Raw genomic sequence first — 12,320 nt, 5'->3', positions numbered from 1 at the left:
ACACAATATAAGAATAATATATTTCATGAATGAGATTACTGATGAATAATTTATTCTCACCTTGCCATAGAGAATCCCAATGCCAGCTTCCCGACACGCACCAAAGGCGCACAAGCGCGCGTTAATTGCCGGCTCGATCGGCAACTTTATCGAGTGGTACGAATTCGCGGTCTACGGCTTTCTTGCCACCGTGATTGCGAAAAACTTCTTTCAACTCACGGGCGAAACAGGGCTCACCAGCCTGATCCTGACTTACGCCTCTTTTGCCGTCGCCTTTTTCTTTCGCCCGCTGGGGGCAATGGTGTTCGGGCGCATCGGTGACCGGATTGGCCGCAAGCCGACGCTGATTATCGTGCTGGTGATGATGACGCTCGCGACATTCGCAATTGGTCTTGCCCCGGTGTATGCCAGCATTGGCATCGCCGCGCCGCTCATCATCACCGGTTTGCGCATTTTGCAGGGGCTGTTTGCCGGGGGCGAATACGGTGGCGCGGTATCGCTGATGACGGAGTTCGCGCCGCGCGGCAAACGCGGGTTGTATGGTGCATGGCAATCTTTTACCGTGGCGCTGGGACTGCTGGCGGGTGCCGGTATTGTGGCGCTGCTTTCCGTGTTGCTGACGCCAGAAGCATTGCACGACTGGGGCTGGCGCATCCCCTTCTTCCTTGCGCTGCCGATGGGCGTTGTCGCGCTGTGGTTGCGGGTGAGCATGGAGGAGACGCCAAGTTTTGTGCAACAGCAGGCGCAACCGGCTACCGAACGCGCCCGGCTGAGCGACACATTCAAAGCCATCATCATGGGGATTGGCCGGGTGATGGTGTGGTCCGCCGCGGGTTATACCTACCTTGTGATCATGCCTGCGTATTTACAGTCGGCGCTACATACTGGCTTTAATCAGGCGCTACTGATTGCGGTGATATCCAATATTGGCTTTGCGTTGACGATCATTCCCTCCGGTATGCTGAGCGATCGTATCGGGCGCCGCACAGTGATGGTAATAGCCACCGCGCTGTTATTGATCCTCGCGTTGCCACTGCTGAAAATCCTGCAGGCGGAAACAAGCACGCTGGCGATAAAAGCCGCGGTGGTGCTGGTAGCGGGCGGTCTGGTCGGTATGCTGGCAGGCCCTGGCCCGGCGATGCTGGCGGAGATGTTTCCAACCCGCGTGCGTTATACCGGGCTTGGTCTGGCGTATTCGCTGTCGAACGCGCTGTTCTCCGGCTGCGCGGGGTTAATCATCACCGGGCTTATCAAAGAGACAGGAAATGTCGATATCCCGGCCTATTACGTGATGGCAACGGCGCTGGTCAGCATTGTGGCGCTGATGACGCTCAAAAAAGATGACCATTTGCGCTCGCTTGAGGAGTAACGTTTGAGCAGCCCGGCAGCGTTGCGCTTGCCGGGCGGTGAATTACCCGGCGATATAATGCGGCACAAACCGCGAGGTATCTTTGGTAATCAGGGTGCAATCTTCGCGGATACCCATGCCAACGGCTTCATCGTCTATCACCCAACTGCCAATCAGCGTGTAGCTGTCGCCAAAGCGCGGCAGCGGCTGAAAAGCCTGGTAGATCATCGGTTCTTCACCGTAGTCGCCCTCTTCATGGTCAATCACGTTGTGCGCCCCGTCGAAAAGGGTGACATTGCCGCCTTCGCGGGAAAACAGCGGCTTGCGCACGTAGCTGCCACCCGCCGCGATTTGCGGTTTTTCCCCGTCAAACCAGGCGGGCAGCAGGTTCGGATGATGGGGGAAGAAACGCCACAGCAGCGGCAATAATCCCTTATTGCTGAGCACGCTTTTCCACAACGGTTCCAGCCACTGTTCGCGGCGTTTACACAACAATGGGCCATTTTCGTCGCGCATCATCCATTCGAGCGGATAGAGCTTAAACGCCTGGCGAATAACGTTATCATCCAGATCCGTCAATACGCCGCCCAGCCCCAGTCCAACATCTTCGATATAAATAAACCGCGTATCGAGTCCGGCCTGACGGGCGCAATCTTCAAGGTAGAGCACCGTGCCGCGATCTTCCTCGGTTCCTTTACAGCAGCAAAAGTAGAGCGGGTGACGGCTCTGGATCTCGGCGAAACGGGCAATCAACTTGTCCTGAATGGCGTTGTACTGATCGGCGTCGCGCGGGAGTGTACCGTTACGCCGCGCATCCTCCATCCACAGCCACTGGAAATAGGCCGATTCGTACAGCGAGGTCGGCGTATCGGCGTTGTATTCGAGTAATTTCACCGGGTCTTTGCCGCACCAGACAAAATCCATCCGCCCGTAGAGCGACGGATCGCGGTTGCGCCAGCTTTCGGCAATCGCGTCCCAGTACAGCGGCGGGATCGCCAGTTGACGCAGGATCGCCTCGTCCTTCACGGCGCGATCCACGACCTCAAGGCACATCTGATGCAGTTCGGCGGTCGGCTTTTCGATCTGCTCTTCAATCTGGCGTAGCGTAAAACGGTAGGCCCGACTCTCATCCCAGTAAACCTCGTTATCAATGATATGGAAGTCGAAACCGTGGTCGCGGGCGATCCGCTCAAGATCCGGACGCACAGCAACATCATGACGCAGCATCGTTAGCCTCCCCAGCTTCCGCGCGCGCTGGAAGAGCGCCCGAAACCGCCACGTGATGAAGTCGTCGCTTTTTTGGTGGTATAACCGTAATGGCTACTCGCGCTGCTGCTTCCACCGGAACGCCAGCTGTAATCGCCGTCACGGTTGCGCCACACCGGGCGGGAGGCGTAGGAACTGCCGCCGCTGCTGTAGCTGTATTGCTCATCCCGGTCTTTACGCAAGGCTTTGCTGAGCAGAAAACCGCTGAGCACCGGCATCCAGCGCTGACCAATATTGTCGTAATAGCAATTATCGTATTGCTGCACGCAGTACGGCTGCGACATATTGCGCGGGATCTCTTGCTCAAAGTTCATGCGCGCGTTATTCCACGCATCGTTGCACACCTGCGCGGTGTTGCCGTCGTCAACGCAATCTTGCTGCGAGGTGTAATAAACACCGTCGCCGTCGTTATCGTCTTTATGATCGTTACAGCCTTTTAACGCAAAAAAGGCCGCACCGCCCATAATCGCCAGCGTCAGGTATTGCCCGCTTTTACGCTCTTTCGGCTGGGAGAAAATGGGCCGTTGGGCACGGTTCTGCGCTGGCGAAAGAATAGGATTTCTTTGCCGATTTGATCTCTTTCTGGCCATGATTTTCCATTACCACGTCATGCAGGCGGCATTAAAAATCCCGCCCGCCAGGGCCGCTGCCCCCATAAATATCCCGGCGGCAGTATTGCTGTTAATTATCTTGTCACTCAGTTTCGGCATATAGAGACGCACACCGCCGTAAACAAGTAACTGCACTACCAGTGCAATAACGCCCCAGATTAAATAATCCGGAATGCTTACCGAGTTAATCGCCGCGCTGGAGAGCGGAATAATATAGCCCAGCAGCGAACCACTAAATGCTAACGATGCGGCGACATTATTCTCTTTAATTAACCGCCATTCATCATGCGGGGTAATGCGCGTATAAACGAAAAGAAAACAGAGCACCATCGCAATGCCAATAAAGAAATAAGAGCAAAACGCCAGCAGCGATCCCAGAATATGCATGTCTACACCCATAATTAACCAATGACCTTTAATGATGTCAGCGGAATATCCACGCCCAGCGCGCGCGAGTAGATCCACTCCGGCTGGTTTTGCGCATTAAAGGTTTCTTCGCCGTTTAACAGCAAATATTCGAACACATCTGTGGTGACCTCACGCTGGTACGCCATCATAAAGTTGTGCACTTCCCAGCTTGCGCCAGCGTGGTTGTTGACGGTTTCCAGCGTGTAGACCGGTTCGATATCGCCCCGCTCTTCCGCGTTAAACACGCGCAGCCACTGGCAATCGCGCCAGCGTAACGCGGGCTTACCCATCGCTTTTGCGCTCAACATATCGCGCCAGGCTTTTTCGCCGGAAACCCCCGCGCTCTCTTCATACACAAACAGTTTGATGTCATCGATGTTGTGCGTTTCCAGGCCGCCCGAGGTGCTGATTTGCAGGAACTCATCGCCCGTGGTGTAGTAGCGATGAATCATGCATCCGGCACCGAGATCGAACGAACCGCACGCGCCAATGGTGTACTCTTCGCCGGGAAGCTGAACCAGCAAATCGTCTTCGCACAGGCGAAACAGCAGCGTATCTATGGTGAAACCCGCGTGCAGATGCAACCCAAGTGGACCTCTTACCGGGGCGGCCGCATCAGGCCGCCCCAGCAGGTTTTTCAGAAAAGAGAGCATCACGGTTTTTGTTGCTGTTGCAGACGCGCCAGCACATCCTGCGCCGAGGTTTTATCACTGCCGCCAATACCGGCCTGCGCCAGTTTTTCGTCGAGATCGCGTCCGTCCGCCACTTTCTCAAGCTGCGTTGCCGCGTCCAGTCGGGCCTGGCGTTCAGCCTGGCGCGCCTGCAGGCGTTTCAGGGACTCCGCCGCCGTCGCCACATTGTTGGACGCGCCCACGGTAGAAGTGGTAACAGCCTGTTGCGCGCGCTGCATCGCCTCGGTGGCTTTGATCACTTCCAGTTGCTGCTCAAACTGCTCAATACGCTGAGCCGTGGCGGTCACCGCTTTTTCAACGGCATCGCGCGACGTTTCAAGGTTTGCCAGCACCTGCTCTTCCGCCGCAATGGTATTTTCCAGACGGGCAATTTCGCTGGCGACTTCATTGAGCAAACCGGCGTCCACATTTTTCGCCATCGCTTCCAGCGCGCGGGCTTCAAGGCTCTCTTTACGTTCGCGCAAATCGGCCAGTTTATCATTGCTCAATTTAACGCGTGCCAGCAGGTCGACGCGGGATTTTCCCGCTTTATCCAGTTCAGCGCGCGCGTCGCGGATATGCTGCTCCAGCATACGCACACCCTGGGTCTCTTCAATCGACTCTTCTGCCTGAGCAATAAAAGATTTACCCAGCGTAAACAGGCTTTTTAAAATTCCCATACCACCACTCCCTGATAATGTTATTGGGTAAAATCATCGGTTAATTCAGCAAGATCCAGCGCGTTTTGCGCAAGTGTGGAGATTTCCAGCAGGATATCGTCAAGCGAGGAGTTCAGCGACAGCGCGCCGAAGGCGACATAATACTCTTCCCCACCGACAGGCGAGATGCCAACAGAAGATAACGGTAAAAGTTTTTGATTGCGCAGCAGGAAGGCGTTAAAAGCGTCCTGTTGTTTAATTTCACTTAAAGGACAAATATAGGTTTCAATAATTATCTGCCGGGAAGTCAGTAACAGATTTAATTGTAAGTCGCCGTAGTCATCCAGTTTAATAATTAACGCATCGGCTTCATGTCGGATATTTAAATTAAGCGTCGATGATTGCAATAATGCCGCGCTAAGTGTCTCTACAGTCCATGCCATCATTTATACCCTGCTTATTCCATCGCAATAAAAGTAAAAAGAGAAAATATCTGCCGGCAAATTCTACCAGTGTTCAGAGCAAAAAAAACCACCCGAATAAGGGTGGTTTTACCGTGCGCGGGAAGTTTAAAGCGCGCGCTGGCGCACCGCTTCAAACAGGCAGATACCGGTGGCGACAGAAACGTTGAGCGACGACACGCTGCCCGCCATCGGGATGCTGATCAGCTCATCACAGTGCTCCCGCGTCAGGCGGCGCATACCCTCACCTTCCGCACCCATTACCAGCGCCATACGCCCGGTCATTTTGCTCTGGAACAGGGTGTGATCCGCTTCGCCCGCTGTACCGACAATCCAGATATTCTCTTCCTGCAGCAGGCGCATGGTGCGCGCAAGGTTGGTCACGCGGATCAACGGTACGCTCTCTGCCGCGCCGCAGGCGACTTTTTTCGCCGTGGCATTCAGCTGTGCGGATTTGTCCTTCGGTACGATCACCGCATGTACGCCCGCCGCGTCTGCGCTACGTAAACAAGCGCCCAGGTTGTGCGGATCGGTGACACCATCCAGGATCAAAAAGAAGGGCTGTTCGAGGCTGGCGATCAGATCCGGCAGATCGTTTTCCTGGTACTGACGCCCTGGTTTCACGCGTGCAATGATCCCCTGATGCACCGCGCCTTCGCTTTTTTCATCCAGATACTGGCGGTTCGCCACCTGGATCACCACGCCTTGTGCTTCCAGCGCGTGGATCAGCGGCAGCAGACGTTTGTCCTCGCGGCCTTTCAGAATAAACACTTCCTGAAAACGCTCCGGGGCGCGCTCCAGCAGGGCCTGCACCGCGTGGATGCCGTAAATCATTTCACTCATTGATGGTACTCATTTGGGGCGGTTTCGCCGCGTTATATGGGCTGTGATACTCGTCACTGGCGCTCAGTATAACCGACCCGCGCGGCAGAAAGTACCTCCGCAGGTCAGGGGCTGCTTTGCCTGCTGATGAAAGGAGAGTTCACATTGCGCTCTCATCGCGTCTGATAAAACCAGGCCGTTAGCGAAGCGCCCAATCTGCGAATGACATAGTATGAATGAAGAAGGGGAATTTACTCGCAGGTCGCAAAGAATAACGATCACTACGGTCGTACTGAAATAACGTAGACAGAAAAAAGCCCTTCACAAGGAAGGGCTTCGCAATATTACTGAGCGGTTTTCTTTTTCGCCGCGCGTTTCGCTTTGGTCGCGGCGGCGATTTTTTGCGTTTTCGCCGAGGGTTTTTTGGCTTTTTTCGCTTTGCCTTTTCCACCTTCACCCCGGAAGGCGCTGTCTGGCTCGAAATTCACTTTTTTGCCCATCTGGCGACGCGGCGGCTTTTTCGCAGAGCCGTTTTTGCCTGCCGAACCTTTTTTCGCTCTTTCACGCTCGGTTTTCCCCACGTTACGCGGGCTGCGCTCACTGGAGATCAGCGAGAAGTCGATCTTGCGCTCATCCATATTGACCGCTTCGACTTTCACCTGCACCCGATCGCCGAGGCGATACGTTTGCCCGCCGGATTCACCAATCAACCGCTGACCGATCTGGTCAAAGCGGTAGTAATCGTTGTCCAGCGAGGAGACATGTACCAGCCCGTCGATAAAGAGATCGTCGAGCCGCACGAAGAAACCAAAGCCGGTGACGCTGGCGATAACGCCAGGGAAGGTGTTGCCGACCTGATCCTGCATAAAGTCGCATTTCAGCCAGTCCGAAACATCACGAGTGGCTTCATCGGCGCGGCGTTCGGTCATCGAACAGTGCTGGCCCAGTTGCAGCACCTCTTCCATGCTGTAGTGCCAGCCGCCCGTTTCGGTGCTGTTGCCCTTCAGCCCCTGCTCTTTCGCCAGTAAATATTTAATGGCGCGGTGCAGCGACAAATCGGGATAGCGACGAATCGGTGACGTAAAGTGTGCATAAGATTGCAGCGCCAGGCCGAAGTGGCCGCGATTTTCCGGATCGTAGATCGCCTGTTTCATCGAGCGCAGCAGCATGGTTTGCAGCATTTCGTGATCCGGGCGATCGGCAATCGATTCCAGTAGCTCGGCGTAATCGCGCGGCTCCGGTTTATTGCCACCAGGTAGTTCCAGACCCAGCTCAGCAAGCACGGAGCGGAACGCGGTGATCGCCTCAGTCGTGGGCTTATCGTGAATACGGAACAGCGCCGGCTCGTCGGCTTTCTCCACAAAACGCGCGGCGGAGATGTTGGCGAGGATCATGCACTCTTCAATGAGCTTGTGCGCATCGTTACGCTGAGTCTGCTCAATGCGCTCAATGCGGCGCTCGGCGTTGAAGATAAACTTCGCTTCTTCACTCTCAAACGAAATGCCACCGCGCTCAGCGCGCGCCTGATCGAGCACTTTATACAGGTTATGCAGTTCTTCGATGTGTTTCACCAGCGGCGCGTACTGCTCACGCAGTTCCTGATCGCCTTGCAGAATATGCCACACTTTGGTGTACGTCAGACGTGCGTGGGAACTCATCACCGCTTCGTAGAATTTAAAGCCGGTTAAACGCCCTTTTGAGGAGACGGTCATTTCACAGACCATGCACAGGCGATCCACTTGCGGATTCAGCGAGCACAGACCGTTCGACAGCACTTCCGGCAGCATCGGCACCACTTGCGACGGGAAGTAGACCGAGGTTCCGCGATTACGGGCTTCGTTATCAAGCGCCGTACCGTGACGTACGTAGTAGCTTACGTCGGCAATCGCTACCCACAAGCGCCAGCCACCGCCGCGTTTCTTCTCGCAATACACCGCGTCGTCAAAGTCGCGGGCATCTTCGCCATCAATGGTGACCAGCGGCAGGTCGCGCAGATCCACGCGTCCGACTTTGGCCTCTTCCGGCACTTGCTCTTTCAGCCCGGCGACCTGTTTTTCCACTTCCGGCGGCCACTGGTAAGGAATTTCATGGGTGCGCAGCGCCATGTCAACGGCCATGCCGGTACCCATGTTGTCGCCAAGCACTTCGACGATTTTACCAATCGCTTTTGTGCGGCGAGTTGGACGCTGCGTCAGCTCAACGACCACGACAAAGCCCATGCGCGCGCCCATAACCTCTTCAGGCGGGATAAGGATGTCGAAACTCATGCGGCTATCATCCGGCACGACAAAACCGACGCCTGCGTCAGTAAAGTAGCGGCCAACGATCTGCCCGGTTTTCGGCACCAGTACGCGTACGATGCGCGCTTCGCGACGACCTTTACGATCGGCACCCAGCGGTTGCGCCAGCACCTGATCGCCGTGAATGCACATTTTCATCTGCTCGCTGGAGAGATAAAGATCGTCTTTGCGGCCTTCAACGCGCAGAAAACCATAGCCGTCGCGATGACCAATCACCACGCCTTTGAGCAGATCGAGACGTTCCGGTAAGGCGTAGCACTGACGGCGGGTAAAGACTAATTGTCCGTCGCGTTCCATGGCGCGCAGACGTCGACGCAGCGCTTCTTGTTGCTCTTCACCTTCGATATTGAGTTCAATAGCCAGTTCATCCCGGCTGGCTGGTTTTTCGCGTTTGGCTAAGTGATCGAGGATGAATTCGCGGCTGGGAATGGGGTTGGTATATTTTTCAGATTCGCGTTCGAGGAAAGGATCTTGTGACATTGCGGTTCCTCCGTTGTCAGCTCTGGTGGGAATTTTCGTCATTCCACCAGCAATAATTTGTAAAGCGGTTGATTCTCTTCAACCAAATCGGCCAGCGTGTAGTTATCCAGCTCCTTAAGAAAACTTTGCACAGCTTTGGCAAGTGCCTTTTTCAGGCGACAGGCACTGGTGATATGGCAAAACTCGCTGCTGCAATTGACCAGTGCCAGCGGCTCCAGTGAGCGGACAACATCACCAATACGAATATCCTGCGCGGGTTTCCCCAGCCGGATCCCACCGTTTTTCCCACGGACGGCCGCGACGTAGCCTTCACGGCTCAGCTGATTGATTATCTTGACCATATGATTACGGGACACGCCATACGTTTCTGTAACTTCAGTAATGTTGGTCATTTGTCCTGCCGGCAGCGACGCCATGTAAATCAGGGCGCGCAAACCGTAATCGGTAAAGCTTGTTAACTGCACATCAACCTCATAAAAGGGGAAAAAAATGAGATACCCGCAGGTATTGACACTATTGATGATAAACCAGCCACCTGTCAGGTCGCTAATTTATTTGAACGGAAGGGTGAAATAAGCGAAGAAAAAGGGCGCGATTTACGCGCCCTTAAACCATATTATGCGTCGAACGGATCGCGCAGAATCATGGTTTCAGTACGATCCGGACCGGTGGAGATGATGTCGATCGGCACGCCGGTAAGTTCTTCAATGCGTTTGATGTAATTCAGCGCCGCCTGCGGCAGACCGCTGCGATCTTTTACACCAAAGGTCGATTCAGACCAGCCTGGCATGGTTTCGTAAATCGGCTCGATACCTTCCCAGTTGTCAGCCGCCAGCGGTGTGGTGGTGACTTCGCGGCCATCCGGCATGCGGTAAGCAACGCAGATTTTCACCTCTTTCAGACCGTCCAGCACGTCTAACTTGGTCAGGCAGAAGCCAGACAGGGAGTTAATCTGCACCGCGCGGCGCACAGCAACCGCGTCCAGCCAGCCGGTACGACGACGACGACCAGTCGTGGCGCCATATTCGTTACCCTGCTTGCAAAGGAACTCGCCGATGTCGTCGAACAGTTCGGTCGGGAACGGACCCGCGCCTACGCGCGTGGAGTAAGCTTTGATGATGCCGAGCACGTAATCCACGTAACGCGGGCCCAGGCCGGAACCTGTCGCGACACCGCCAGCGGTAGTGTTGGAGGAGGTCACATACGGATAAGTACCGTGATCGATATCCAGCAGCGTGCCCTGCGCGCCTTCGAACATCACGAAATCGCCGCGTTTACGCGCTTGATCCAGCAGATCGGAAACGTCTACCACCATTGCCGTCAAAATGTCGGCAATCGCCATGACATCATCCAGCACTTTCTGGTAGTCAACCGCTTCCACTTTGTAGAAGTTCACCAGCTGGAAGTTGTGATATTCCATCACTTCTTTCAGTTTGTCGGCGAAAGTGGCTTTATCGAACAGATCGCCAACACGCAGACCGCGACGAGCAACTTTATCTTCGTACGCCGGGCCGATACCACGACCGGTAGTACCGATAGCTTTCGCGCCGCGCGCTTTTTCACGCGCCACATCCAGCGCTACATGATAATCAAGGATTAACGGACATGCTTCAGAGAGCAGCAGACGTTCGCGAACCGGGATACCACGGTCTTCCAGTTCTTTCATCTCTTTCATCAGCGCAGCAGGAGACAGCACAACACCGTTACCGATGATGCTGGTGACGTTTTCGCGAAGAATGCCTGATGGAATAAGATGGAGGACGGTTTTTTCACCGTTGATTACGAGAGTATGGCCTGCGTTGTGACCGCCCTGGTAGCGTACAACATATTTAGCCCGTTCAGTCAGAAGATCAACAATCTTCCCTTTACCTTCGTCACCCCATTGGGTGCCCAGTACGACGACGTTGTTACCCATTTTTCAAAATCACCGTTTGCTTAAAAATGGATTCTACCACCGCTTTTTTTCAGATTCAGCACTTTTTCTGTGCAAAAATGCCCAAAGAACGCCTGATTTCCCTCAGCCAATCGTTTTCCTCAACATGTAGTAGATAACCACACCCGCGACCACAAGCCCACCGCCAAATCGACGCAAAAGATGGTCCGGCAACAGGCTCAGAGAGGCAATCATACGCCGCCAGGCACGCGGATAAAGCATCGGCCCAAGCCCCTCCAGTACCAAAACCAGCGCCAGAGCGAGCCAGATTGTCGAATTCATTGCTGATCCTTATAAACACAAAACCACCGCCGGAAAAGGCGGTGGTTTTTACGATGAAAACCGCAGGTTATCTTAACGAGTCGCGGAAGTCGGCGTCTTCATATAACGGAAGAAATCGCTATCCGGGCTAAGCACCATCACATCCTGGTTGCTCTGGAAGCTGCTTTCATAGGCGCGCAGACTACGGATAAAAGCATAGAAGTCCGGATCCTGGCTGAATGCATCAGCAAACAGTTTCGCCGCTTCAGCATCACCCTCACCACGCAGGATACGTCCCTGACGCTCCGATTCCGCCAGCGTTTTGGTCACTTCGTAATCCGCGGCAGCACGCAGTTTTTCCGCTTCTTCCTGACCCTGTGAACGGTGGCGACGGGCAACCGCTTCACGCTCGGCGCGCATACGGTTGTAGATCGCATCCGACACTTCAGTCGGCAGGTTAATCTGCTTAATACGCACATCAACCACTTCAATACCTAACGCCGCCATACTGTTCGGGTTGATAACCGGCACTTTACCGTTGGTTTCAGCCTGAACACGCTCAGCCGCTTTCGCGATGGCGTCATCGGCAGCAGGCGTCGACACTTCGTCTTCAGTGCCTGCAGAACCAGAGTTCAGCGCATCGCGCACTTCGAGCGTCAAACGACCGCGAGAATCGGTAACGATGTCTTTCACATCCAGACGACCGATTTCAGAACGCAGACGGTCAGAGAACTTACGTTTCAGCAGCACTTCCGCCTGGGAGACGTCGCCGCCGCCAGTCGCCAGATAGTAACGGCTGAAATCGCTGATACGCCACTTGATGTAAGAGTCGACGATCAGGTCTTTTTTCTCTTTGGTCACAAAGCGATCTGCCTGGTTATCCATGGTCTGGATACGTGCATCAAGCAGCTTAACCGACTCAATAAACGGCAGTTTGAAATGCAGACCCGGCGCATAAACCAACGGCTTGTTTTCATCATCACGCAGCACTTTACCAAAGCGCAGCGAGATACCGCGCTCGCCTTCTTTCACTACAAAAATAGAGGTGTAGAGCACTACCAGCACGATGATGATGATCGCGATAACTGACTTACGCATCG

At 54.5% G+C, this 12,320-nt stretch carries 13 protein-coding genes; 1 reads left to right on the top strand and 12 read right to left on the bottom strand.

What is annotated here, in order from left to right:
* Positions 1 to 79: 79 nt before the first annotated feature.
* Complete coding sequence (locus IP581_RS02205; RefSeq protein ID WP_193821650.1) at positions 80 to 1,369, top strand: MFS transporter; 1,290 nt, start codon at positions 80 to 82, stop codon at positions 1,367 to 1,369.
* 42 nt (positions 1,370 to 1,411) lie between these two features.
* On the opposite strand, the gene IP581_RS02200 is transcribed toward IP581_RS02205, so the two are convergent.
* The 12 genes from IP581_RS02200 to hflC all read right to left on the bottom strand — a co-directional run bounded on the left by IP581_RS02200 (position 1,412) and on the right by hflC (position 12,318).
* On the bottom strand, positions 1,412 to 2,575 hold the full coding sequence (locus IP581_RS02200; protein ID WP_193821649.1) for a glutathionylspermidine synthase family protein: 1,164 nt from the start codon (positions 2,573 to 2,575) through the stop codon (positions 1,412 to 1,414).
* Between the two features lie 2 nt (positions 2,576 to 2,577).
* Entirely contained in the window at positions 2,578 to 3,204 is a 627-nt protein-coding gene (locus IP581_RS02195) for a DUF1190 domain-containing protein (protein WP_086872987.1), read from the bottom strand.
* Positions 3,205 to 3,213: 9 nt separating this feature from the next.
* Complete coding sequence (locus tag IP581_RS02190; RefSeq protein WP_193821648.1) at positions 3,214 to 3,612, bottom strand: DUF350 domain-containing protein; 399 nt, start codon at positions 3,610 to 3,612, stop codon at positions 3,214 to 3,216.
* A gap of 14 nt (positions 3,613 to 3,626) precedes the next feature.
* Positions 3,627 to 4,286 carry a DUF2491 family protein gene (locus IP581_RS02185; RefSeq protein ID WP_193822631.1) on the bottom strand — a complete coding sequence of 220 codons (660 nt, stop codon included), beginning with the start codon at positions 4,284 to 4,286 and terminating at the stop codon, positions 3,627 to 3,629.
* Positions 4,286 to 4,984: a PspA/IM30 family protein gene (locus IP581_RS02180; RefSeq protein WP_086872990.1), complete on the bottom strand. Its 699-nt coding sequence runs from the start codon at positions 4,982 to 4,984 to the stop codon at positions 4,286 to 4,288. The genes IP581_RS02185 and IP581_RS02180 overlap by 1 nt, the downstream gene beginning before the upstream one ends.
* Before the next feature lie 20 nt (positions 4,985 to 5,004).
* Positions 5,005 to 5,406, bottom strand: a complete 402-nt coding sequence (locus IP581_RS02175) for a YjfI family protein (protein WP_097401774.1) — start codon at positions 5,404 to 5,406, stop codon at positions 5,005 to 5,007.
* Between the two features lie 126 nt (positions 5,407 to 5,532).
* On the bottom strand, positions 5,533 to 6,267 hold the full coding sequence (gene rlmB / locus IP581_RS02170) for a 23S rRNA (guanosine(2251)-2'-O)-methyltransferase RlmB (RefSeq protein ID WP_045513728.1): 735 nt from the start codon (positions 6,265 to 6,267) through the stop codon (positions 5,533 to 5,535).
* 323 nt (positions 6,268 to 6,590) lie between these two features.
* Positions 6,591 to 9,026: a ribonuclease R gene (gene rnr / locus IP581_RS02165; protein ID WP_086872991.1), complete on the bottom strand. Its 2,436-nt coding sequence runs from the start codon at positions 9,024 to 9,026 to the stop codon at positions 6,591 to 6,593.
* Between the two features lie 38 nt (positions 9,027 to 9,064).
* Positions 9,065 to 9,490 (bottom strand): nitric oxide-sensing transcriptional repressor NsrR, encoded by a 426-nt coding sequence (gene nsrR / locus IP581_RS02160; RefSeq protein ID WP_017459165.1) that lies wholly within the window; start codon positions 9,488 to 9,490, stop codon positions 9,065 to 9,067.
* A 152-nt stretch (positions 9,491 to 9,642) separates the two neighbouring features.
* Complete coding sequence (gene purA / locus IP581_RS02155; RefSeq protein WP_017459166.1) at positions 9,643 to 10,941, bottom strand: adenylosuccinate synthase; 1,299 nt, start codon at positions 10,939 to 10,941, stop codon at positions 9,643 to 9,645.
* Between the two features lie 102 nt (positions 10,942 to 11,043).
* Positions 11,044 to 11,241, bottom strand: a complete 198-nt coding sequence (locus IP581_RS02150) for a DUF2065 domain-containing protein (protein WP_017459167.1) — start codon at positions 11,239 to 11,241, stop codon at positions 11,044 to 11,046.
* Positions 11,242 to 11,313: 72 nt separating this feature from the next.
* On the bottom strand, positions 11,314 to 12,318 hold the full coding sequence (gene hflC, locus IP581_RS02145) for a protease modulator HflC (RefSeq protein ID WP_020456232.1): 1,005 nt from the start codon (positions 12,316 to 12,318) through the stop codon (positions 11,314 to 11,316).
* Between the last annotated feature and the right edge of the window lie 2 nt (positions 12,319 to 12,320).

Source organism: Kosakonia pseudosacchari, from assembly GCF_015167415.1.
Lineage (GTDB): Bacteria > Pseudomonadota > Gammaproteobacteria > Enterobacterales > Enterobacteriaceae > Kosakonia > Kosakonia pseudosacchari.
This window is presented reverse-complemented; position numbering and strand designations above follow the sequence as displayed.